This window comes from Stutzerimonas decontaminans (genome assembly GCF_000661915.1).
Taxonomy (GTDB): domain Bacteria; phylum Pseudomonadota; class Gammaproteobacteria; order Pseudomonadales; family Pseudomonadaceae; genus Stutzerimonas; species Stutzerimonas decontaminans.
Genome location: NZ_CP007509.1, coordinates 2,968,879 through 2,989,910 on the forward strand (window position 1 = coordinate 2,968,879; position 21,032 = coordinate 2,989,910).

General features: G+C 64.1%; 24 protein-coding genes and 1 pseudogene. 11 read left to right on the forward strand and 14 right to left on the reverse strand.

Features of this window, described 5'->3' with window-relative positions; translation table 11 throughout:
- Window positions 1-138: 138 nt before the first annotated feature.
- Window positions 139-1,038 carry a transcriptional regulator GcvA gene (gene gcvA, locus UIB01_RS13545; RefSeq protein WP_038661407.1) on the reverse strand — a complete coding sequence of 300 codons (900 nt, stop codon included), beginning with the start codon at window positions 1,036-1,038 and terminating at the stop codon, window positions 139-141.
- Window positions 1,039-1,155: 117 nt separating this feature from the next.
- On the opposite strand from gcvA, the gene UIB01_RS13550 reads away from it, so the two are divergent.
- The 3 genes from UIB01_RS13550 (at window position 1,156) to UIB01_RS13560 (ending at window position 3,117) form a co-directional block, all read left to right on the forward strand.
- Window positions 1,156-1,881, forward strand: a complete 726-nt coding sequence (locus UIB01_RS13550) for an FMN-dependent NADH-azoreductase (protein WP_038661410.1) — start codon at window positions 1,156-1,158, stop codon at window positions 1,879-1,881.
- An 81-nt stretch (window positions 1,882-1,962) separates the two neighbouring features.
- Window positions 1,963-2,313: a TfoX/Sxy family protein gene (locus tag UIB01_RS13555; protein ID WP_038661413.1), complete on the forward strand. Its 351-nt coding sequence runs from the start codon at window positions 1,963-1,965 to the stop codon at window positions 2,311-2,313.
- Between the two features lie 108 nt (window positions 2,314-2,421).
- A complete protein-coding gene (locus UIB01_RS13560) occupies window positions 2,422-3,117 on the forward strand; it encodes a GNAT family N-acetyltransferase (protein ID WP_038661416.1) in 696 nt (231 codons plus the stop codon).
- A gap of 34 nt (window positions 3,118-3,151) precedes the next feature.
- Here the strand turns inward: UIB01_RS13560 and UIB01_RS13565 are convergent, their stop codons facing one another.
- The 5 genes from UIB01_RS13565 to istA form a co-directional block, all read right to left on the reverse strand.
- Window positions 3,152-3,895, reverse strand: a complete 744-nt coding sequence (locus UIB01_RS13565) for a class I SAM-dependent DNA methyltransferase (RefSeq protein ID WP_038661419.1) — start codon at window positions 3,893-3,895, stop codon at window positions 3,152-3,154.
- 160 nt (window positions 3,896-4,055) lie between these two features.
- Window positions 4,056-4,502, reverse strand: coding sequence for an SRPBCC family protein (locus tag UIB01_RS13570; RefSeq protein ID WP_038661422.1), 447 nt, complete (start codon window positions 4,500-4,502; stop codon window positions 4,056-4,058).
- A gap of 129 nt (window positions 4,503-4,631) precedes the next feature.
- Window positions 4,632-5,264, reverse strand: coding sequence for a TetR/AcrR family transcriptional regulator (locus UIB01_RS13575; RefSeq protein WP_038661425.1), 633 nt, complete (start codon window positions 5,262-5,264; stop codon window positions 4,632-4,634).
- Between the two features lie 128 nt (window positions 5,265-5,392).
- Window positions 5,393-6,142, reverse strand: a complete 750-nt coding sequence (gene istB, locus UIB01_RS13580) for an IS21-like element IS1474 family helper ATPase IstB (RefSeq protein ID WP_038661430.1) — start codon at window positions 6,140-6,142, stop codon at window positions 5,393-5,395.
- On the reverse strand, window positions 6,030-7,715 hold the full coding sequence (istA, locus tag UIB01_RS13585; protein WP_038661432.1) for an IS21 family transposase: 1,686 nt from the start codon (window positions 7,713-7,715) through the stop codon (window positions 6,030-6,032). The genes istB and istA overlap by 113 nt, the downstream gene beginning before the upstream one ends.
- Window positions 7,716-7,987: 272 nt before the next feature.
- Here istA and UIB01_RS13590 point away from each other — a divergent pair, with 272 nt between their 5' ends.
- Both UIB01_RS13590 and UIB01_RS13595 read left to right on the forward strand, forming a co-directional pair.
- Window positions 7,988-9,091, forward strand: coding sequence for a DUF2855 family protein (locus UIB01_RS13590; RefSeq protein WP_038661435.1), 1,104 nt, complete (start codon window positions 7,988-7,990; stop codon window positions 9,089-9,091).
- Between the two features lie 371 nt (window positions 9,092-9,462).
- Window positions 9,463-10,773 carry a methyl-accepting chemotaxis protein gene (locus UIB01_RS13595; protein ID WP_038665769.1) on the forward strand — a complete coding sequence of 437 codons (1,311 nt, stop codon included), beginning with the start codon at window positions 9,463-9,465 and terminating at the stop codon, window positions 10,771-10,773.
- A gap of 38 nt (window positions 10,774-10,811) precedes the next feature.
- Here UIB01_RS13595 and UIB01_RS13600 read toward each other — a convergent pair whose 3' ends face one another.
- On the reverse strand, window positions 10,812-11,594 hold the full coding sequence (locus tag UIB01_RS13600; protein WP_038661438.1) for an NAD(P)H-dependent oxidoreductase: 783 nt from the start codon (window positions 11,592-11,594) through the stop codon (window positions 10,812-10,814).
- A gap of 84 nt (window positions 11,595-11,678) precedes the next feature.
- On the opposite strand from UIB01_RS13600, the gene UIB01_RS13605 reads away from it, so the two are divergent.
- A complete protein-coding gene (locus UIB01_RS13605) occupies window positions 11,679-12,569 on the forward strand; it encodes a LysR family transcriptional regulator (RefSeq protein ID WP_038661440.1) in 891 nt (296 codons plus the stop codon).
- Here UIB01_RS13605 and UIB01_RS13610 read toward each other — a convergent pair.
- Entirely contained in the window at window positions 12,566-12,949 is a 384-nt protein-coding gene (locus tag UIB01_RS13610) for a winged helix-turn-helix transcriptional regulator (protein ID WP_038661442.1), read from the reverse strand. The genes UIB01_RS13605 and UIB01_RS13610 overlap by 4 nt on opposite strands.
- An 88-nt stretch (window positions 12,950-13,037) precedes the next feature.
- Between UIB01_RS13610 and UIB01_RS13615 the strand changes: the two are divergent.
- The 3 genes and pseudogenes from UIB01_RS13615 (at window position 13,038) to UIB01_RS13625 (ending at window position 15,185) form a co-directional block, all read left to right on the forward strand.
- A pseudogene (locus tag UIB01_RS13615) lies at window positions 13,038-14,096 on the forward strand (SDR family oxidoreductase).
- A 72-nt stretch (window positions 14,097-14,168) separates the two neighbouring features.
- Window positions 14,169-14,636, forward strand: coding sequence for an RNA methyltransferase (locus UIB01_RS13620; RefSeq protein WP_003281467.1), 468 nt, complete (start codon window positions 14,169-14,171; stop codon window positions 14,634-14,636).
- 126 nt (window positions 14,637-14,762) lie between these two features.
- Window positions 14,763-15,185, forward strand: coding sequence for a DUF2141 domain-containing protein (locus tag UIB01_RS13625; RefSeq protein WP_038661445.1), 423 nt, complete (start codon window positions 14,763-14,765; stop codon window positions 15,183-15,185).
- Between the two features lie 79 nt (window positions 15,186-15,264).
- Here UIB01_RS13625 and UIB01_RS13630 read toward each other — a convergent pair whose 3' ends face one another.
- The 4 genes from UIB01_RS13630 to UIB01_RS13635 form a co-directional block, all read right to left on the reverse strand.
- Window positions 15,265-15,513 (reverse strand): FmdB family zinc ribbon protein, encoded by a 249-nt coding sequence (locus tag UIB01_RS13630; RefSeq protein ID WP_023445531.1) that lies wholly within the window; start codon window positions 15,511-15,513, stop codon window positions 15,265-15,267.
- 141 nt (window positions 15,514-15,654) lie between these two features.
- Entirely contained in the window at window positions 15,655-15,783 is a 129-nt protein-coding gene (locus tag UIB01_RS23530) for a hypothetical protein (protein ID WP_023445530.1), read from the reverse strand.
- A 134-nt stretch (window positions 15,784-15,917) separates the two neighbouring features.
- Window positions 15,918-16,067, reverse strand: a complete 150-nt coding sequence (locus UIB01_RS23250; RefSeq protein WP_180983585.1) for a hypothetical protein — start codon at window positions 16,065-16,067, stop codon at window positions 15,918-15,920.
- A gap of 131 nt (window positions 16,068-16,198) precedes the next feature.
- Window positions 16,199-16,600, reverse strand: coding sequence for a MerR family transcriptional regulator (locus tag UIB01_RS13635; protein ID WP_014819972.1), 402 nt, complete (start codon window positions 16,598-16,600; stop codon window positions 16,199-16,201).
- 62 nt (window positions 16,601-16,662) lie between these two features.
- Between UIB01_RS13635 and UIB01_RS13640 the strand changes: the two genes are divergently transcribed.
- Window positions 16,663-17,310 (forward strand): cation efflux transmembrane domain-containing protein, encoded by a 648-nt coding sequence (locus tag UIB01_RS13640; protein ID WP_038661450.1) that lies wholly within the window; start codon window positions 16,663-16,665, stop codon window positions 17,308-17,310.
- Window positions 17,311-17,328: 18 nt separating this feature from the next.
- Here UIB01_RS13640 and UIB01_RS13645 read toward each other — a convergent pair whose 3' ends face one another.
- Together UIB01_RS13645 and UIB01_RS13650 are read right to left on the reverse strand one after the other, a co-directional pair.
- Window positions 17,329-19,275, reverse strand: a complete 1,947-nt coding sequence (locus UIB01_RS13645) for a metallophosphoesterase family protein (RefSeq protein ID WP_051605084.1) — start codon at window positions 19,273-19,275, stop codon at window positions 17,329-17,331.
- Window positions 19,276-19,380: 105 nt separating this feature from the next.
- Window positions 19,381-20,217, reverse strand: coding sequence for a CAP domain-containing protein (locus UIB01_RS13650; protein WP_038661456.1), 837 nt, complete (start codon window positions 20,215-20,217; stop codon window positions 19,381-19,383).
- 153 nt (window positions 20,218-20,370) lie between these two features.
- Here UIB01_RS13650 and UIB01_RS13655 point away from each other — a divergent pair, with 153 nt between their 5' ends.
- Window positions 20,371-20,772, forward strand: coding sequence for a hypothetical protein (locus UIB01_RS13655; protein WP_038661459.1), 402 nt, complete (start codon window positions 20,371-20,373; stop codon window positions 20,770-20,772).
- Window positions 20,773-21,032 lie beyond the last annotated feature (260 nt).

Here is a 21,032-nt window from a genome sequence, read left to right on the forward strand (position 1 = left end):
AGGGCCGGATGGCGGGGCAAGCGTTTTTGGTTACTTTTGTCGCGACTGACAAAAGTGACCCGCCCAGCAGGGCGGAACCAATGCTTCAACCACCCCAAAAAATAGCGGCGGCACGAATCCAAAAAACACCCAGCGAAGCTACAACTCACACAACCCACCCGGCACCTTCATCACCCACTCCCTCACCGCCCGAACCGTCGGGTCATCCCGACGGCTCTCCGGATACACGAGGTGAAACGGCTTGCCCTCCATCTCCGGCCCGAACGGCTGCACCAGCCGCCCTTCCCTCAGTTCATCCTCGATCAGCTGACGGCTCATCAGCGCCACGCCCTGCGCGCCGATGGCGGCGGAGATGGCGTGGGTCTCGTCGGAGAAGACCAGCCCGGCGCTGACGTCCAGCCCCGGCACGTTGGCGAGCTTTTGCCACGACGCCCAGTGAATCGGGGCGGATAAGGCAGCCTGCGCGCGGAAGTGGATCAATGAGTGTTTGGGCAGCTCGGCTGCATCACGCAAGCCGAGCTGCGGGCTGCAGACCGGGACGAAGGTGTTGTCGAACAGCTTCTCCGCCACCAGCCCGGGCCAGCGGCCGTCGCCGTAGCGAATGGCGATATCCGCCGTGACGCCATCCAGCGCGACCGGTTCGTGGGAGGTGTGGAAGCGCAGGTCGATATCCGGATGGGAATCGCGCAGCAGGCAAACCCAGGGCACCAGCCAGCGCACCGCGATGGCCGGTGTGGTGCTGAGGGTGATCGCCTGACGGCAGGGCTTTGCGCTGAGGCGTTCGACCGCCCCGCTGATGCTGTCGAATGCGGCTTCCAGCGCCTGTTGCAGCTCGCGCCCCTGGTCGGTCAGTTCCAGCTTTCGCGGTTTGCGCAGAAACAGCGCCACGCCGAGTGACTCCTCCAGCGAGCGAATCTGGTGGCTGATCGCCGTGGCCGTGACGGACAGCTCCTCGGCAGCCTGCTTGGCGCTCTCGTGGCGGGCGGCGGCTTCGAAGGCCCGCAGCGCAGAAAGCGAAGGTAACCGGCGGTGCGCCATGGCTGAGTTTCTCTCATCTGTAGTTGGAAGAAATGGTCGTTTGTCGCTCGTACAGCCTAGCCCTAGGCTGGATTTACCGCGAACGACAGATGAGTTCAATCACAGAGGAGAATCGCCATGACGCACATTCTGCACCTCGATGCCAGCGCCCGCCCCGGTCTTGCCGGCAAGGACGAGCACGGTTCCCACAGCCGTAACCTCAGCCAGCGCTTCGTCAGCCAGTGGCTGTCCCATCGTCCGCAGGACAGTGTGACCTACCGAGACGTCGGCCAGAACCCACCCTCCTTCGTCAGCCATGACTGGATCGCTTCGGCCTTCGCTTCGGAGGAACGCCGTGAGCCGTGGATGCTGGAAGCATTGGCAGAAAGTGACCAGCTGGTCGACGAGGTGGTTGCCGCCGATGTACTGATCATCGGCACACCGCTGTACAACTTCGGCATGCCGGCGGCGCTCAAGGCCTGGATCGATCAGGTGGTGCGCCTGAACCGCACGGTCGGGTTCGACGACAGCAACGCGCTCGATCCTTATGTTCCGCTGCTGGCAGAGCGGCCCCGGCACGCGGTGATTCTCACGGCCAGGGGAGGCGTCGGCTTCAACCCGGGTGAGGCGATGGCTCATATGAACCATCTGGAGCCAAACCTGGTGACGGCACTCAATTTCATCGGGATCACCCGCATTCATCAGATCGCCATCGAAGGCCAGGAAATCGGCGGCGAGCTGCTGGCCAATTCGGTGGCCGAAGCTCAGCGCCAGGTGGATGCGTTGGTGAAGGAGCTGCAGACGGCATTCGACGCGCACCCGCTCCATGCGCGGGCAAGGCAGGTGGAGTTCGATCAGGTGTAAGGCAGGCAACGCGTGGAAACGGCCTCGCTTTCCACGCTACGCTCCATGGGCGTGGTACCCAGTTGAGACCGCGGAGCAGACATGGCGAGCGACAAAGATTTCGTGCTGTACGTGGCGGAGCAGATCGGCCTGGGAAGCAGGCTGACGTACAGGAAGATGTTCGGCGAGTACGCCCTTTATCTGGATGAAAAGGTCGTCGCGTTCGTCTGCGACAACAGCCTGTTCATCAAGCCTTCGGCGGCCGCCGAGACGCTCGCCCCGGACTTGCCGCAAGCGCCGCCCTACCCCGGCGCGAAGAACTATCCGGTGGCGGACGAGCTGCTGGACGATGCCGACGAACTCCGCCACCTGGTGATCGAAACGGCTCGCCTCATGCCAGCGCCTGCGCCACGCAAACCGAGGAAGAGAAAGCCAGACGCAGCCGCGACATAGCGGCAGGCAGGATCTCTCTTCGCACCGATCGCCATGCTGCTTCACCTGGCCAGTCGCACGCCGCCCGGTACAATGCCGCCATTTTCCGTACCGCCCCGGAGCGCCGCCATGTTCACCCTCACCCACCTCGACACCCCGCCGCCGGAATCGCTGAAAAGCCAGGTGCTGCAGATGGTGGTGGATTATCTCGGCGATATCAGCCCCGTCTCGCTGCAGCCCAGCAACCCGCTGTATCAGCTCTATCAGTACGTGGTGGGCTTCGAGGTGCATCGCTATCTGGACAGCATGGACGGGGCGCAGGCGGGCAAGCCGGAGCTGATCATGGCCCTGGATGCTGACGACCCGGCGATCCTGCTCGGCTTCGCGCTGTACCTGCCTTTTGTGGATGATCCCGATGCCTGCGCGCTGGTCTATCTGGCAGTTGATGCCGACCATCGCCGCCAAGGCATCGGCCGGGCGATGGTCGAGGCGATGGTGACGCGTTATCCCCATGCCGAGGTGGCGTGCGTTGCAGGCAAGGTGCCGTATTTCAGCGCACTGGGCTTTCAGCCGCTGGCGGCGCGTGGCCCGCAGGTAGTGATGAATACCCGTAACGAGGCCACGAACGGTGCGGTGGCGGTGCAGGATCTGGAACCGATCTTCCAGTCCAAGGAAGTCCGGCAGATCTACAGCTATCTGGTGCAGCAGAACGGCCGCAAGGCGATGAGCGAGGCGGAGAAGCAGCGCGACCGCCTGCTCGATCAACTGGCGCGTCAGGCCGACCAGCTGATGGAGAACTACGCGTCAGCCAGACGCCTGCACTGACTGCCCAGAACGCTCCCGGACGCAACCTCGCGGATCAGCGCTTCACGCAGACAAATATCGCGTTCCCGGATGCCTCGCCCCAGGGCACGATCTTCTCGTAATCATGCTCGAGTACATGCACGTCGAAGTACGGCGCCAGCAGCTCGCTCAGTTCGGCAAAGCTCACCGCCACCATCGCGTGTTCGTCGTGCCAGACCTGGCTTTGATCCGCGACGGTTTTTTCGATGCGCAGCCTCAGCAGTTGCTGCTCCCCTTCACCCGGGTAGTGCCAACCGGAGCTGAAGGTGAACAGGCCGTCCGCATGCCTGGCCGTGTGCGAGACGAATGAGGCGTTGTCGATCCGGCGCTTGTCCACGGCGTTGAAGCAGAACAGCCCGCCCGGGGCCAGCGCGGCATGCACGCTGGCAATACAGGCTTCGAGCCTGGCCAGCGCGGCGCTGTAATGGATGGAGTAAAGAAAGCAGGTGATCAGATCGGCCGGTTGCTCGACCGCAAAACCACACATGTCCTGCAGCGAGAACTGCGCCCCCGGACAGCGCGCGGCTGCTCGGTCCAGCATCGGCTGGTTGATGTCGAGCCCACCGCTGGTATAGCCGGCATCGATGAAATGTCGGACGTGCGGGCCAGTGCCGCAGGCGAGGTCCAGATGCCGCGTCCCGCCGTTGCCGAACAGCTGCTGCAATCGCTGGACACAGTGGCTTTGCGCCCTGTAGTCGATGTCCGCACACATGAGATCGTAATAACCCGACAAGTCGGTATAGAGAGCATCGCCGGGCATGATGACCTGATGTGTGAGGGGGCGTCAGCGGGCGCGCATCATATCTCAACCACACCTCCGTGTAGTGGCCGGGCGCAGTGCTGGACTTCGCTGGACGGTGACAGGTTGCGTGGCCCGTCCAGCCGCCCTGCTCTGCCACCATGGTCCCGGTCGCGCTCGATCACTCGTCCGGAATCTCCACTTCGACCAGCTTCGCCAGAAGCGTCAGCGACTCCTGCCAGCCGAGGTAGCAGGCTTCGGCTGGGATCGCGTCCGGGACGCCTGCCTGGGTGATGCTCAGTTCGGTGCCGCAGGAAACCTGGGTGAGTGTCACCGTTACCTCAATCGTGCCCGGCAAGCCCGGATCGTCGAATGTGTCTTCGTAACGGATGCGCTGGTTTTCCAGCAGCTCCAGAAATCGCCCGGCGAAGCTGTGCCTCGTGCCCGTGGAGAAATTCGTGAAGGACATTCTGTAGCGGCCGCCTACCCGCGCGTCGATCTCATGCACCTTGCCGGTAAAGCCGTTCGGCGGCAGCCATTTGGCCTTGGCGTCTGGGTCCAGAAAGGCGCGATAGATGCGCTCAGGTGTCGCTCGCAGGACGCGGTGAAGGCGGATGGTGCTGGGCATGGCTGTTCTCCTCTGGGTGCGAATGTGCCTTGATGACCTTGATAGTCGAACGAAGGAGAACGAATTCGACACAACGCTTGAATTTTCCGCCTACCCACCGTCGCAAGCGTCCGACAGGGACGATCGAGGTCAAGCCGGCTCGTTCGCGCCCATGAGCGTATGCAGGCACAGGTGCTCCATGCAGTTGGCCCAGTCAGCCATCCGATCCGCTTCAAGCTGCACCAGCATCGCGTAGCGGCGACCGCCCCATACCGAAAGATGCAGCGCTTCCAAGGTTGCTGGCGAGGGGCGCACCGGAAGGTCAGTCGCCGCATCGATGACTCGATGCCAGGCGCTCAACAGATCCTCGTAGGCCCGACGTTGATGTTTGGGCTCGGCTACCAGCGCTTCCAGTTCGAGCATATCCGGGTGGAACCAGGGAAGCTGTGGCTCGACGCCGGCAAGGGCGCGTACCAGTCGGCGGATGCGCTCGGGCCAGGCGAGCGCGGTTGGCGCTACCGCTTGCGCGTCGATGGCCTCCAGCAGCTGCTCGACGCAATAGCGCACGTAGCCCGAGTGCAGCGCGTGCTTGTTGGGGAAGTAGTCGTACAGCGTGCCGATGGCCACGCCGGCTTCCAGTGCGACCGCACGGGTCGTCAATCGCGACCAGCCGTCGCGCTGCCATATCCGAACATAGGTGTCGAAAATCGCCTGAACGGTGGCCTTGGCGCGCTGCTGAGTCGGCCGTTTGAGCGGCTTGGCGCTCGGCAATCGTGTGCTCATGAAATCCGAACCCGGCGGTGAAACGAAAGGGATAGTGCGGATTTCGGTGAACGTGACCGAGCGTTTCGCTAATACGTGACCGGTGCTTCCGTCCCGGTTGCGCGGTTTTGAGATTGTAATCGCATCGGTCACGATGCGGTGTCTTCCTCGGCTTTTTTCCGGCGCAGTGACTCGCCCTTCATCGTCAATCGGTAAGCGTTGTGCACCAGGCGATCAAGGATGGCATCGGCCAAGGTCGGGTCGTTGATCCAGCCGTGCCAGTGTTCGATGGGCAGTTGACTGGTCAGGATGGTGGAGCGGTTGCCGGCGCGGTCGTCGATCACCTCCAGCAGGTCATGCCGGGCCCCTTCCTCCAGCGGGGCTAGCGCCCAGTCGTCCAGAACCAGGACGTCGACCTTTGCCAGCTGTTGCAGGGTGCGGCCGAAGCTGCCGTCGCCGTGGGCGATGCGCAGTTGCTCCAGCAGGCGCGGGGTGCGCAGATACAGGGTGCTGTAGCCCTGGCGGCAGGCTTGGTTGCCCAAGGCACAGGCCAGCCAGGTCTTGCCGGCACCGGTCGGGCCGGTCAACAGCAGGTTGTGCTGCTGGCGGATCCAGTCACCGTTGGCCAGAGCGGCGATCAGGCGCTCGTCCAGGGCGCGGCCGGGACGCCGATCGAGATCCTCTAGGCAGGCATTGCTGTACTTGAGCTTGGCTTTCTTGCGCAGCCGCACCAGGCGCTGGTTGTCACGCCAGGCCAGTTCACGGTCAAGCAACAGGCCGAGGCGTTCATCGAAGCTCAGGCTGTAGCTGGCCGGCAGCGTCCATTGCTCCTCCAGTGCGCGGGCCATGCCGTCCAGGCGTAGCTGGTGCAGTTGATTCAGGGTGTGTTGCGGCATCATCGAACAGCTCCTGTTGCGGGGGTTGGTAGTAGTCGGCGCCACGGACGTTTTCGTGGTGCTCGGGGAGGCTCGCTTCGGCCGCACGCTTGGGCAGCGGCTGTCGATCCAGGCCTTGCTGAAGTAGGTTGCGCACGCTGCGCCCGGTGAAAGCGCGTAGCTGGACGGCCCGTTCGGCGGCGGCTTCCAGGCGGGCATTGCCATAGCGGCGGGCCAGCGAGAGCAGGCCGAGGCAGGCGCGGTAGCCCATCTCCGGGTGCGGCTTGTGGGTCAGTTGGTGATCGATCAGTTGGCGCGTGTAGGGGCCGATCCGCTCGCCCCAGTCGAGCAGGCGTTGCGGCGTCCATTCGCGATGCGCCTGGTGCGCGGCGGGCATGTGCTCGCGCTGCGTGCTGTAGGCGCCGCGACGGCCCAGCAGCAGGTGGCTGGCCACCCGCCGGTTGCCATGCAGCACTTCCAGGGTGTGCGCCGTCAGCCGCACCTCGACGCTCTGCCGGGCCAGGGCCGAGGGCACGCTGTAGAAGCTGCCATTGACCTCGATGTGGTAGTCGATGTTGACCTTGCAGCGCTTGAAGCTGGCGACCTCGTAGGGATGCTCCGGCAGCGGGCGTAGGGCTGGGCGATCCAGGCGCTCGAACCAGTCGCGCCGGCAGCCGTCGAGGCGCTTGAACGGGCGTCGATTCAGCTCCTCCAGCAGTTCGGCGATGGCCTGGTTGAGCGCATGCAGGCTGAAGAACTGCCGGTGGCGCAGCCGCGCCATGATCCAGCGCTCGACCACCTGCACCGCCACCTCGGCCTTGGCCTTGTCCTGAGGTTTGCGTGGCCGGGCTGGCAGCATCACCGTCTGGTAATGCCGCGCGCACTCCAGCGTCGCCCGGTTCAGGCCGGGCTCGTAGCGATCCGGCTGGGCGACCAGGGCGCGCGGATTGTCCGGCACCACCATCTCCGGCACGCCGCCGAAGTAGGCAAGCGCCTGCCCCAGCGAAGTCAGCCAGTCCACCTGGGTTTCGCCCGGCGTCGCGCAGGCATAGGTGTAATTCGAGGCGCCCAGGGCGGCGACGAAGATGTGCGCCCGGCGGACTTCGCCGGTGCCTGGATCGACCACCGGCAGCGTCGGGCCGGCATAGTCGATAAACAGCTTCTCGCCCGCGCGGTGCAGCTGGCGCATCGAACGCTTGAGCGTCTGTGCGTAACGCCGGTAGTGCTCGACGAACTGGGTGTAGCGGTAGGTCGGCTGCCCCGCATGCGCGGCGAGATACTCCTCCCACAGCAGCTGCAAGGTCACGCCCTTGCGCCGCAGCTCGCGATGGATACTCAGCACATCGGGCAGTACCCGCTCACCGCGCGGCTTGCCCGGTGGCATCGGCGCAAACAAGGCGGCTGCCAACGCGGCCTCATCCATCGCCACCAGCGCCGGCCAGTCCAGCCCGGCCACGCGCGCCGCCGTGACGTACTTGCTGACCACGCCCTTGGACAGCTGCAAGGCGCGGGCAATCTTCTCGTGGGACAAACCGGCCTCAAGCTTGAGGCGCAGACATTCTTTGATGTTTCGCATGGCTACTCGCGGCGCCGCCATCCCTCGTCTCCCGAAATCGGGCGAGGGTGACGGTCGCGTCAGGTCATGCGCAACGCAGGGGGAAGGTTTTCGCTAAACCGTGACCGACGATTTCGGTAAGCCGTGACCGCCTGTTTCGGAACAGGTGGAAAATCGGTCACGTTGTTAGCGAAATCAGCGGTCACGCGTTAGCGAAATGACCGGTCACGATCAACCGAAACGGCCGGTCACGATGCTCCGAAATCCGCAGGATAGAGTCGAAGCCGTCCATTTACGAACCCAAGGTGCCATCGATGAGCGTCATCCGCCAGTTGCAGAACCACAAGAAAGACATGCAGCAGACCCGCATTCAGACCCGACCGATGCCGGAGCTGAAACCCGGCGAAGCCCTGCTGCGTATCAGCCGGCTGGCACTGACCACGAACAATGTCACCTACGCCGCATTCGGCGAGACGCCTCACCTGCGCTATTGGGACTTCTACCCCACCGGCGATAGCGAGTGGTTCCACATGCCGGCATGGGGCTTCGCCGAAGTCGTGGAGAGCACCGTCGATGGCCTGGCGAAGGGCGAACGCTTCTACGGCTTCTGGCCGATTGCCAGCCATGTCGTGATGCAGCCGGTGCGCGTCTCCGAGCGCGGCTTCTACGACGGCGCCGAACATCGACTCGAACTCACATCGGCCTACAACCAGTACCAGCGCATCAGCAGCGACGCCGCCTATCGCGCGGAGAGCGAAAATTACCAGATGCTGCTGCGGCCGCTGTTCATCACCTCGTTCATGCTGGCGGATTTCCTCGACGACAACGCATTCTTCAGCGCGCGCCAGATCCTGATGTCGAGCGCCTCGAGCAAGACCGCATATGGCACCGCGTTCTGCCTGCAGGACAACCCGGCCGTGCAAACGATCGGGCTGACCTCCCCAGGCAATACGGACTTCGTACAAGGCCTGGGTTGCTACCGCCAGGCAGTTGGCTACGACCAGCTCGCGTCGCTGGACCCGAGCGTGCCCACTCTCTATGTCGACTTCTCCGGCAGCGCCGATCTACGCCGGCAGATCCATGGCCATTTCAAGGACGCCCTGGTGTACGACTGCTTCGCCGGGTCAGCCCAGAATCACGAATACCGAGAGACGGACCAGACGCTGGCCGGTCCGCAGCCTCAGCCCTACTTCGCGCCTTATCAAATCAAGAAACGCAACGCCGACTGGGGCCCCGCCGAGGTGACCCGCCGTTTCAACGAGGCGCAGCGGGCCTTCATCGCTCGGGTGAGCGATGCGCAGCAGCCCTGGATGCAGGTGCACGAGCACACAGGCCTGGAGGCCGCGCAGGCGCTGGCCGAATCCCTGATCAAAGGCGACATCAATCCGCTGGAGGGCCACGCCGTGGTGCTCGACTGACCAGGTAATCGGTGCCGAACAGATAACCACAGCCTAGTGCGGCTGGTGGATGCGGCTGGTGTATTTCGAGTAGTCGCTAGCCTGATCATCGGACGTTCTTTGCGGGGAACGATCAAGACTGGCGACGAGATCGCTGATTGCTACCAGGGCTACATCGGTCTACGAGTTCATCGCGGGAAAGATCTGCAACCTATGGTCGGTGATCGACAAGAAGGCCGTTGGCGATCAGCGCTGATCGCGAAATGACCAGCCGCTAGCGGCCATGGCATCCCGGATGCATCGTTCGGCCTTCTGTCGCACGCAGGTGTCGCTCAAGCACACGCTCTGCTCGCCGATACGGGAGGCACAACGAGATCAATTGGATGCCCTGCATGTTTAACAGCCGCTTGAAAAAGGATTTGGAAGCCAAGGATGCCGAGCTGGCAATCCTGCGCCAGCTCATGGGCAAGATGAACGGTGACATGCTGTCGGTCACGCTGGATGCCGACTTCAAGATCTGTGCGTTCAATGATCGGTTCGCCAGTACCTTGGGTTACTCACACGGGCATCTCCAAGGCCGCCCCTTGGCCGAGATCGTTCCGCCTTATGTGAAGAACCTGCCCTGCTTTCACAACTTTCGCGCCGCGGTGGCCAAGCTCGAGCCGGTCAGCGACGACTATCGGTACCTGCGCGCCGACGGCAGCCTCGCCTGGTTGAAGATCCATTGGTATCCGATCGCAACGGCCGACGGGAAGCTTTCGCATATTCAGGGGTTCGGCAGCGACATCAGCGAGGCCGTGTACCGGGCGAAGGAGAACGAGGCATTCATCACCGCCCTGCTGCGCTCGACCGCGGTCATCCAGTTCAATCTGGACGGAACGGTGGTCACCGCCAACGAGCAGTTTCTCCAGACCATGGGCTATTCGCTCGGGGAGCTGAAGGGCAAACATCACAGCCTGTTCTGCGCGCCGGAAGATGCCGCTTCGGCGGATTACAAGGCGTTCTGGCAGAAGCTCAACCGCGGCGAGTACGTCGCCGACCGCTTCAAGCGTGTCGACCGCCATGGCCGCGAGGTTTGGCTGGAAGCGACTTACAACCCGGTGCACGACACCGAAGGCAACCTCTACAAGGTGGTCAAGTTCGCCAACGTGGTGACCGATCAGGTCATGCGGGAGGCTGAAGTGCGGCAAGCCGCGGGCGTTGCCTACGACATTTCGCTGCAGACCGACGTCAGTGCCGAGCGCGGCGCCAGCGTGGTGAAGGACACCCTGGTGACGATGCAGAAGATCACCGACCAGGTGCAGTCCGCCACCGATGGCATCGAGGCGCTCGGCAAGCAGTCGCTGCTGATCAGCTCCATCGTCCAGACCATTGGCGGCATCGCCGCGCAGACCAACCTGCTGGCCTTGAACGCGGCCATCGAGGCCGCCAGGGCTGGCGAGCAGGGCCGCGGTTTCGCGGTAGTTGCCGACGAGGTCCGGCAACTGGCCGCGCGCACGAGCACCGCTACCGACGAGATCGTCAATGTGGTGCAACAGAACCAGGCGCTGGCCGACGAGGCCGTGCGCAACATGTTCGCCAGCCGCGAACAGGCGGAGCAGGGCCTGGGGCTGGCCAACCAGGCCGGTGCGGTGATCGTCGAGATTCAGGACGCCGCCAAGCAGGTGGTCAGCGCCGTCGAGCGGTTCGCCAAGGAGCTCTGACGACGTAACGACAGGACACGTCCCCTGCCCTGAAGCTGTTACGGCTGTTCGACATGCGCGGCAAAGCCGACCTGCCCCGGCGCTACGTCAGCCCTGAGCGTTAACGCCGGGATGTCGTAGTCGCCGCCGTTCTGTTTGCGATAGGCGATGGGCTCCGTGCGCCAGAAGTCGTCCAGACGCTTGCCCAGCTCGTTGCGGAGCGTGTCGAATCGGGCCGGATCGATACGGCTGGTGCGGTGCACCAGGAACGGTGGCAGCACATCGAAGCCCGGATAATGCAGGATGCCGTGATGAATGGGGAACAGCAGGTCTTCGATGGGCCCGTTGATCCCCCGCGGGCTGTAGTGTGAATCCCAGCCGCCGGTCGTCACGATCAGCATCGCCCGTTTGCCCACCATCGAACCCTCGCCGTAGCGATCACCCCAGCGCGCATCCGAGTGCTCACCGACGCCATAAGCGAAACCGTAGGCATATACCCGGTCGACCCAGCCCTTGAGGATCGCCGGCATCGAGAACCACCAGAGCGGGAATTGCAGGATCAGCGCATCTGCCCAGCGCAGCTTGTCCTGCTCGGCCGCGATATCGGGACTCTGCCGACCACTGGCGAACGCGCGTCGGGAATCCGCGGACGCATCGAAACGCGCTTCGGGATCGCGATCCAGGCTGTCGCCGGCATCGATCGCGGCCTTCCAACCCATGGCATACAGGTCGGAAACCTGGACCTGATGGCCAGCCGCCTGCAGACGTTGGACGGCGAATTCCTTCAGCGCGCCATTCAACGAGCGCGGTTCAGGATGGGCATAAACAAGTAGAACATTCATGGGAAACCTCCGTAGCGGGACGGATGCAGGATGTGGCTTGCCCAGGTATGTTTGAAATGAATAAGCCATATCCCAGGTATTGCCATGAATAATCTCAGACGCCTCGATCTGAATCTGCTGGTGACCCTGGACGTGTTGCTCGCCGAGCACAATGTCACCCGCGCCGCAGAGCGCCTGAATTTTTCCCAGCCCTCGGTGAGCGTGCACCTGGCCAAGCTGCGGGACATGTTCGACGACCCTCTGCTGATACCTGGCCCACGAGGCATGCGCCCGACTGCACGCGCAGAAGAACTGCGCGAGCCCTTGCGCCTGGCGCTGGAGGCGCTGGAGCAAGCCGTCGCGCCAGCCAGCCCGTTCGACCCTGGCGCCGCACAGAACGTCTGGCGCATCGCAGCCAGCGACTATGGCGAGTCCGCCATCGTGCTACCCGCTCTGGCCGGCCTGCGGTCCGCCGCACCGGGCACACGCATCGCAGTGGTCGAGATGCAGCCTTCGCGCATCGCCCGCCAGGCGGAACAGGGTGATATCGACCTCGCCTTGCACACCGTCGACGGATCGCCATCCAACCTGCGCCGCCGCGTGCTGTTCACCGAACGTTACGTGTTGGCCGGCCGTGCCGGGCATCCGCGCCTGCGGCGGCGGCCGACGCTCAAGCAGTTCTGCATGCTGGATCAGGTGATCGTCTCGCCGGACGGCGGCGGGTTTCACGGTGCCACCGATGACGCGCTGGCCGCGCATGACCTGCAGCGGCGCGTGGTGCTGTCGGTGCCGCACTTCCTGTTCCTGCGCTCGGTGCTGGAAAGCACCAACCTGGTGGCCATGCTGCCCGAACGGCTGGTTCAGGGTGTCGCACTGCAGGTCGTCGAAGCGCCGCTGGAAATTCCCGGCTACGAAATGGCCATGCTCTGGCATGAACGCGCCCATCGCGACCCTGCCCATCAATGGCTGCGCGAGCAGATCGTCAACGCGATCTAGCCCCGCCTGCGCGACGTGCTTCGTGGCTGCAACTGATCCAGCGCGGCGGAGTGCTGCCTTGCCCAGTCATAGATCAGTTCGATGGGCTCGACCATCAGTTGCCCCAGCGGCGAAAGCGCATAGCTCACCGCCGGCGGAACCGAATCGAGAGTGCGGCGTTCGATCAGGCCGCTTTGCTCCAGTTCGCGAAGCGTCTGGATCAGCATTTTCTTGGAGATGCCAGGCAGGCTGCGATGCAACGCGCCGCTACGGGCTGTGCCTCCATGCCGGGCATGCAGCGTGTGCAGAATCATGCTGGTCCACTTGGTGGAGAAGAGTTCGAGCACGCGTCTCGGCGCGCAGTCTTCGCGCCATTGTTCTTCGTCAGAGCCCGGTTGCATGGGGGATGGTCACCATTTGGTGCCGACTTGGATCGGCATTTTCGAGTGGGTAAGGTGCAGGCCTGTTTCGCTTTGTGGGGGTCTGCACATGACAAATCAAGCACTGGTGGTCGGCGCGAGCGGCATTGTCGGCAGCGCGCTGTCGCGCCTGCTGGCCGATGAAGGCTGGAAGGTCGCCGGGTTGGCTCGCCGGCCGAATACCGACGCGGGCGTCACGCCGATCAGCGCGGTTCTGCTGGACCCGAAGGCCCTCGCCGCGGCGCTGACTGGCGTTTCACCCACGCATATCTTCCTCACCACCTGGGCGCGCCAGGCCAGCGAGGCGGAGAATATCCGCGTCAACGCGCAGATGGTACGCAACCTGCTCGAAGCCGTCCGGCCGGCTGGCGCGGTTCGCCATGTGGCGCTGGTCACCGGCCTCAAGCACTACCTCGGTCCGTTCGAAGCCTACGGCAAGGGTGCGTTACCGCAGACGCCGTTCCGCGAGGAGCAGGGGCGGCTCGATGTCGAGAACTTTTACTACGCCCAGGAAGATGAGCTGTTCGCCGCGGCGGAGCGCGATGGCTTCAGCTGGAGCGTGCATCGCCCGCACACCGTCACCGGCGTCGCGGTCGGCAACGCCATGAACATGGCCACCACGCTGGCCGTGTATGCCTCCATCTGCCGCCACACGGGGCGGCCCTTCCGCTTTCCGGGCTCGGACGTGCAATGGCACAGCCTGACCGACATGACCGACGCCGGCCAGCTCGCCCGGCACCTGCGCTGGGCCGCCAGCACGCCGGCAGCCGCCAACCAGGCCTTCAATGTCGTCAATGGTGATGTGTTCCGCTGGAAATGGATGTGGTCGCGCATTGCCGAGTGGTTCGGCATCGACGCTGCGCCGCTCGATGGCCCGGCCCCGCTGGAGCAGCAGATGGCGGGCGACGCGGACATCTGAAACGACATGACCAAGCAGTTCGGTCTCGCCGAGGCGGACATCGGCAAGCTCGTCTCGCCGTGGCACACCGATGCCGATCTCGGCCGCCCGATCGAGGTGGTGACGGACATGTCGAAGAGTCGCAAGCTCGGTTTTCTGGATTATCAGGCCAGCGACGAGGCGTTCTTCGAGGTGTTCGCCAGGCTGCGGGCGAGCAAGCTGATTCCCTGAGCCGGCGATCCGAGCCGTCATCGGACTGGACACTCCCGTATACTCGCGCGTTTTCCGCGCGAGTCCACTTCCGTGAGCAACAAACGCTATGCCTGCATTGGCCTGAGCAACCCGAAATCGCCGTCCAACGTGGGGGCGATCATGCGTGCCGCAGGCTGCTATGGCGCCGCTTCGGTGTTCTACACCGGCACCCGCTACGACCGCGCCAAGGACTTCGTCACCGATACCAAGAAGGTCCACCAGGACATTCCGCTGATCAACATCGACGACCTGCGCAAGATCCTCCCGCTCGGCTGCGTGCCGGTTGCCGTGGAGCTGGTCGAAGGTGCCCGCTCGCTGCCGGAGTACACCCACCCGGACCGTGCGCTGTACATCTTCGGTGCAGAGGACGGCTCGCTGAGCAAGGAAATCCGCGACTGGTGCGAGGATGTGGTGTACATCCCCACCAATGGCTGCATGAACCTCGCCGCGACGGTGAACGTGGTGCTCTACGACCGCCTGGCCAAGGGCAACAACACCCGCTCAGGGCCGCAGTTCTGATCGAACGATGGATGCGCCGCGTGGACAACGCTTCGCTTGTTCGCTGAAGATGGCGACGCTCGACTCAAGCGTCGCTGGCGACATTGAATCCGGCGACTTCCGCATCCTCGACTTCAAGAGCACAGCATGAAAGCACTTCCGATCCTGGGCGTTGCCCTCGCCCTCTTGGTCCCCTCGGCCTACGCCGAGGAACTGCATGTCACACTCAACGGCGTTCAGCACGACAACGGCAAGGTAGCCGTGGCGGTTTATTCCAGCCCGAAGACCTTCCGCAAGGACAACCAGGCGTTCGCCGCGCAGAAGGCCGACGCCGAGCAAGGCGCCGTGACCCTGGTGTTCAAGGACGTACCGCCCGGGCGCTACGCGGTGCTGGCCTACCATGACGAGAACGACAACGGCGAGATGGACCGCCGCTTCGGCATGATCCCAACGGAAGGCTATGGGCTGTCGAACAATCCCAAGGTGATGGGCCCGCCGTCCTTCGAGGACAGCGCATTCGAGGTCAGCGCAGGCGAACCCACCCGGGTCACGCTGGAGATGCGCTACTAACGAAACAACCCGGGAAACCGCGTGGAAAAGGCTTCGCCGTCTTCCACCCTATCGACGCCATCCACGTCCGCGGCTGAACTCAGCGGCAGTTGCCGGCACAGCCGCCGCGGGCACAGGCCGGCGCTTCCGGATTCTTCAATACGCGGCTGTTGACCACCCCGGCAGCCGTCATCAGTTTGGTCACCGGCGCGTCGTCCGGAATGTTCGAATCTTCGGCCAGCGCGCCGGCTGCGCGCAGTTCGCCCCAGGTTTTCGGCCGTAGCGCCATGGCATGGCGAACTTCATAAACCTGACCGTTGGCTTCGCAACGGTAGTCGTAGGTCGGCATGGTATTCCTCTCGTGATGATTCGGTGCCGGCAGCCCGTGCGGACAGCCGCGGACTGTGTGCTGCACACGGGGCGTATTGTAAGAGCACTGTGCTTTTCAGCAGCGTCGTGAGCGGCTACGGAAACCGCCGGCACGTATTGGCTATGCCGATTTCATCATCACCAGCGCGAAACCCACCACGATGCCAGCCAGGGCAATCAGCCAGCCGATGCGATGGGCGCGGTTCTTCTGGGCTTGGCGGACGGGGTCTACGGGCTTTTTCTTTCTCACGATTCACCTGGCTCTGGAAAACACGCTGCTGCCGCTTGGCGCTCACGCCTCTCGGCGCAGCGCGCCTTTTTAGGCCGGGCGGGTCGAATTGTCCAGTGGATGAACATTCACGCGAGGTCACGCCTGGCCGGCGTCTAGCCGAGCGGGCTCTGATCGGCTTCCGGTTGGTCTTTCGAATCAGTACCTGAATCGGCATCGCTCTCGCCCGAATCCGGCACATCGCCGTACTCGTCGTAATCCGGCGGGGTCAGGCCATCCTTGCGTGGGTCGTCTGGATCGATCATGGCAGCTGTCCTCTGGCAACAATGGGCGTTGGTGACTCTGCCTTGGAACCCCGGGGTAGACCGGGCGTTTCGTCAGCGCCGTACATCTCGATGTGCGGTCCGTACGCCCCGAGTCGCGCAACACCGCGGACCTAGGGCCGACGCACCCCGGTCAGGGTTTCGATGATGCGGCACTCGCGGACCGACGATTCGCTGCAGCCCGCCAGGCGCTGCAGCTCCGCTTCGAGCCGCTGCAGGTCGGCGATACGCTGGCGCACTTCGACCAGATGCGTCTGCACCAGGCGATCGACATCGGTGCAGGCATGCTCCGGCTGGTCGGCCAGCTCGACCATGGTGCGGATCTCGTCGAGGGAAAACCCCAGCTCCCGCCCACGCTTGATGAAACGCAGCCGCGCGGCGTCCTGCTCGCTGAACGTGCGATAGCCGGATTCGGTGCGCGACGGTGCCGCCAGCAGCCCGATACGCTCGTAATAGCGGATGGTCTCCACGTTCACTGCCGTGGCCTTGCTGAGTTTGCCGATGGTGAGTGGCATCGCTTGACCCTGTAGTCGCTACAGGGTTTAGCGTAGCGCCATCGACAACTGGAGGCGATGTCATGGCGGGAAATTGTTGCAGCGGCGGCTGCGCCACCACGGCGGCACGCGGACGCTATCGGCGCATTCTTTGGATTGCGCTGCTGATCAATCTGGCGATGTTCGGTGTCGAGATCGGCGCGGGTGTGCGCTCGGGGTCGGTATCGCTGCTTGCCGACTCGCTGGATTTCTTCGGCGATGCGGCCAACTACGGCGTCAGCCTGTTCGTGCTGGGCCTGGGCGTGGTGATGCGGGCGCGGGCGTCGCTGGCCAAGGCGCTGACGATGGGCCTGTTCGGCATATTCATTCTGGTGGTCGCCATCGGCAATTTCGTCGAAGGCAGCGTTCCACATGCCTCGACCATGGGAGTCGTCGGTGTGATCGCGCTGCTGGCCAATATCGCGGTGGCCGCCATGCTCTATGCCTACCGCGAAGGCGACAGCAACATGCGCAGCGTCTGGCTATGCAGCCGCAACGATGCGCTCGGCAACGTCGCCGTCATGCTGGCAGCGCTCGGCGTGTTCGGCACCGGCGCTGGATGGCCCGACCTGATCGTGGCGACGATCATGGCGTTGCTCTCCATCAGCGCGGCGGTGCAGATCACCCGCCATGCCTTGCAAGAGCTGCGATCCGAACGGGTGGCGGTCAGCGATGTGGAGCGACGCGCGTGATACCGCGGCCACGCGCGACTAGGCTTGGCCGCGATTGCGAGCGCGCTCGGTGAGAAACGCCACCGGCGCCGTGCCATCGGCATTCAACTGATAGATCTCACGCGGCCTGCCCTGCTCGTCGAGCACCAGCAGGCCGATACCCGAGCCGTTCCATAGCCGTTCGCCGGCGTTACTGCGGTCCGGCACGCGCGGCACGACTTCCAGCCGACGGCGCTTGGTCAGCCAGTTCAGTGGCGACCAGGGCGCGTAGAACCAGCGATTGAGGCGGTCGAACCAGTCCAGCAGGCGCCGCGGAAACTCGTTCTTCACGCCGCTGCTGGTGATCTGCCATAGCTGGGGCGCCGTATCGCGCCCGCGAATGTGCACCTCGTAGACAAAGGAGTAATGCACGTCGCCGGACAGCACCACGTAGTTACCCGGCGTTCGCGTATGGCGAAAGATATTCATCATCACGTGGGCGGCGCCGCGATGGGCCATCCAGTTCTCCGCATCCACCAGCAGCGGCTGGCCAGCCCAGCTGAACACCCGTTGTACCGCCTCGATCAGCTTGACGCCGAACATCGGTGCCGGCGAGACGATCAGCACCGACGGTTTGTCGAGAATGTTCTGCTGGAATTCGCTCAGCGCCTCCCAGTCCATCAGGCCGGACGGTCGACTGAGGTTGCGCTCGGTGCGCCAGCGCCGGGTGCGTGTGTCCAGCACCACCAGCGGCGGATCGGTAGGCAGCTCGTAGCCCCAACCGCCGAGCCTGAACAGCGTATCGATCAGCTGATCCTGCGCCGCGCAATCCAGCCAGCCGTCGCTGGCCGTCGCCAGCAGCTCATGGAGCGGCGGCAGTAACTCGGCGAAACGCGTCGGATCGTTGCCCCAGGCCTGGCACAGCAGATAGGCGATCAGCGCATTGCCAATGATGCGCCGTGACAGCGGATGGCCGTAGGCGGTTTCCTCCCAGCGCGCAGAGAGGTTCCAGTCGTCGGTGATGTCGTGGTCGTCAAAGATCATCAGCGACGGCACATGAGCCAAGGCGCGGGCCACCTTCGGCAGTCCCGCGATGAACCCTTGCAGGCACGCTTCTTCACTGCGGTAACGCTCGGCCTCGGCTGGCTCCAGCGCGGGCATCTGCGGGGCGATCAGCGACCAGGGCGTCGGCGACCAGACGAGCACGTACATCGCCATGACCTCGCCCAGGCTGATCAGATGGTTCTGCCCGTTGGCGGTGGTGAACACCGGCTTTTCCACGCCACCGAAGAAGCGCTCGCGCAACGCGTCGTTGGACTTGAATGCGGGCAACAGCTGCTCGCGACGGTAATAGCTGGCCGGATGGGTCATCAGCTCATCGCTATTGTTCACCACCGCGCCTTCGAGCTGTTCGCCATAAAGCCCGAGCCGGCGTACCAATGCATGGATCGCCACCAGCATCGGCCCGGCGACATCGTCGGCATAGACCTGATCGCCAGTCATCAGCAGCACGGCCGGGCGTTCGGCCGGCTTGTCCTGCGCGTCAGCCAACAGTTCGTCGACACACAACAGCCCGTCAGCCGCTGCGTGGTGCGGCTTGCGGCAGGAACCATGGAGTACGCGATCAAGGCGCGGCTTGATGACGAAGCTCGGCCGCGTTGCGCCGCCGTAAAGCAGATGCGGCGCCCAGTCGGCGATGCCCCGCTCTGCCGCACCGTCCTGGATGCGCAGGTCGTATTCGATCAGGCAATCGGTTGGCAGCGGTGCGTCAGGCACGAACTCGATTAGATGCAATACCGCGTGCTTGCCGATCGGCAGGCGCTGGCAGCTCAGCTCATCGAGCGACACATGTAGCTGCAGTCCGACCGCAGGGCTTTCGAGAATCAGCGACAGCTCGAGCGGCCGTGAGCCGACCAGCCAGAACGTCACAAGGCCAGGCTCGAGACGCCGCAATAGCGGGCCCGCCAGTACGGCGGGCAGTTGCTCGGGGGTAGGGATATCGGTCAAGGGCAACCCTGGTGATGGGAACAGGTCTGTCTGACAGCGCGCTCGGCCGGATCGCTCAACAATCCAGCCAACGCTGGCTTTGCGGGGTGGTCGATGAACGCTTGATCAAGGCGCGCCGAACATCGCCGTCCAGTAGATGGCCGCGTCGCTCTGCGGATCGACCGCGTAGGCCGCGCCAAGCTCGCTGAACTGCGGATTCATCAGGTTCGCGCAATGCCCGGGGCTGGCCAGCCAGCCGTCCAGCACCTTGCGGGCAGTCGGCAGCGCCGCAGCAATGTTTTCGCCAACCTGCCTGCCGGTGTAACCGGCCAGCTCGGCGCGGTCGCCGGGAGTGCGGCCGTCTTCGCTCAGATGACTGAAGAAGTTGCCATTGGCCATGGCCCGGCTGTGGGCTTCGGCGGTGCTGCCCAGCGTCTCGTTCCAGCTGAGCGGCCCGGCTGCGGCGAAGTCCTGCTTACCGCAACGGCGGGCGGAGGCACGGGCCGCGTTGATCTGCTCCAGCAGTTTCTGCCCTTCGGCCTGCCAGTCACCCAGCCGACCATCGAGCAACGGCCGCGCCACCACGATGCGCCAGTCACGGCCGTCGCGGCTCACACCGATGTCGGCGAACTGCGGATCGAGGATCACCCGGCAGAAGCTTTCGCGCAGCGCCTGCATCGCAGCCTGGGAATCTCGCGGGCCGGACAAGGTGATTGCCTGCACCGTGACCATCGGATAGCCAACACGGGACAAGGCATCCTGCAGGTCACCGACGGCGCCGACCGGCAGGTTCAGCCGCGAATCGGCCGTCAGCGGTGGCAGCTCTTCACTCGCCTTGTTGCCGCAGCGCTGTACTTCGCCACGGTAAGCGTTGATCGCATCGACCAGACGAGCCTCCTCGGCGGCTGCGACACCGGCAACGAACCACGTTGCGATCAGCAGGATGGATGACAGAACACGCATGACAGTTCTCCAGCAATATCCCTGACGGAACGAAGCGCACCCGGCGCAGAAATGAAGCGCCATGGTGCGCGAGGCTGCCACGCTTGTCATCAGCGGGCCAGCATGTGGCCACTGGCTGTGCGCATCGCGCAGGCTTGGCTATGATCGAAAACCATGAATAACCTGCCGCCGCTTCGCCAATCCTGCCCGCCCGGCACCTGTACCTGTCGGCGCGACGAGCTGCTGGAAACGCCCGGCGCCGACGTGCGCATTCTCATGCTGACCCGGCATGAGGAACGTCGCCTGCTCGAACGCCTGGAAAGCGTGCAGAGCCTGGACGATCTCGAACGCCTGCAGCAACGGATGTACGATCAGCTCGGCATCCGCATGACCGTCGCGCCCGGGCATAACGAGGTGCGCAGCATGCGCGGCATCGCCATCGAGTTCGCCGAGCAGCCCGGTCTCTGCCGCAAGACCCGCCCCGCCATCGCCGCCGCCGTACGCCGCGGGCTGGAGAAACAGCCGGAAATCGCCTGGCGCCTGCTCGATGCGTACGACCTGCTGGGTGGCCTCTGACAGGGGCAACACAAGCCTCGCCCGAACCGGTCTCGCCCCCCTTGATTCGCCAGAGCCGGCATGCCGATCGCGCCTGAGGGCCAGGCGGCGAAGCACCGACAATAAAAGTGCCTATGCTGTATCGTGGAGCGATTGCTGCGACAGCATCCTTCCTGCAAGCGGCTCGGCCCATATGCCCTGCTGCTTTCATGGCTCGCCGATTCTTGGCGCCTCTGCTGACCGCCCTGCGGATCGGTGAAATGACGAGGCTGTACGGCGAT

Coding starts and splice junctions, on each gene's coding strand:
- gcvA (WP_038661407.1), bottom strand. CDS start 1,038: ATGGCGCACCGCCGGTTACCTTCGCTTTCTGCGCTGCGGGCCTTCGAA.
- UIB01_RS13550 (WP_038661410.1), top strand. CDS start 1,156: ATGACGCACATTCTGCACCTCGATGCCAGCGCCCGCCCCGGTCTTGCC.
- UIB01_RS13555 (WP_038661413.1), top strand. CDS start 1,963: ATGGCGAGCGACAAAGATTTCGTGCTGTACGTGGCGGAGCAGATCGGC.
- UIB01_RS13560 (WP_038661416.1), top strand. CDS start 2,422: ATGTTCACCCTCACCCACCTCGACACCCCGCCGCCGGAATCGCTGAAA.
- UIB01_RS13565 (WP_038661419.1), bottom strand. CDS start 3,895: ATGCCCGGCGATGCTCTCTATACCGACTTGTCGGGTTATTACGATCTC.
- UIB01_RS13570 (WP_038661422.1), bottom strand. CDS start 4,502: ATGCCCAGCACCATCCGCCTTCACCGCGTCCTGCGAGCGACACCTGAG.
- UIB01_RS13575 (WP_038661425.1), bottom strand. CDS start 5,264: ATGAGCACACGATTGCCGAGCGCCAAGCCGCTCAAACGGCCGACTCAG.
- istB (WP_038661430.1), bottom strand. CDS start 6,142: ATGATGCCGCAACACACCCTGAATCAACTGCACCAGCTACGCCTGGAC.
- istA (WP_038661432.1), bottom strand. CDS start 7,715: ATGGCGGCGCCGCGAGTAGCCATGCGAAACATCAAAGAATGTCTGCGC.
- UIB01_RS13590 (WP_038661435.1), top strand. CDS start 7,988: ATGAGCGTCATCCGCCAGTTGCAGAACCACAAGAAAGACATGCAGCAG.
- UIB01_RS13595 (WP_038665769.1), top strand. CDS start 9,463: ATGTTTAACAGCCGCTTGAAAAAGGATTTGGAAGCCAAGGATGCCGAG.
- UIB01_RS13600 (WP_038661438.1), bottom strand. CDS start 11,594: ATGAATGTTCTACTTGTTTATGCCCATCCTGAACCGCGCTCGTTGAAT.
- UIB01_RS13605 (WP_038661440.1), top strand. CDS start 11,679: ATGAATAATCTCAGACGCCTCGATCTGAATCTGCTGGTGACCCTGGAC.
- UIB01_RS13610 (WP_038661442.1), bottom strand. CDS start 12,949: ATGCAACCGGGCTCTGACGAAGAACAATGGCGCGAAGACTGCGCGCCG.
- UIB01_RS13625 (WP_038661445.1), top strand. CDS start 14,763: ATGAAAGCACTTCCGATCCTGGGCGTTGCCCTCGCCCTCTTGGTCCCC.
- UIB01_RS13630 (WP_023445531.1), bottom strand. CDS start 15,513: ATGCCGACCTACGACTACCGTTGCGAAGCCAACGGTCAGGTTTATGAA.
- UIB01_RS23250 (WP_180983585.1), bottom strand. CDS start 16,067: ATGATCGATCCAGACGACCCACGCAAGGATGGCCTGACCCCGCCGGAT.
- UIB01_RS13635 (WP_014819972.1), bottom strand. CDS start 16,600: ATGCCACTCACCATCGGCAAACTCAGCAAGGCCACGGCAGTGAACGTG.
- UIB01_RS13640 (WP_038661450.1), top strand. CDS start 16,663: ATGGCGGGAAATTGTTGCAGCGGCGGCTGCGCCACCACGGCGGCACGC.
- UIB01_RS13650 (WP_038661456.1), bottom strand. CDS start 20,217: ATGCGTGTTCTGTCATCCATCCTGCTGATCGCAACGTGGTTCGTTGCC.
- UIB01_RS13655 (WP_038661459.1), top strand. CDS start 20,371: ATGAATAACCTGCCGCCGCTTCGCCAATCCTGCCCGCCCGGCACCTGT.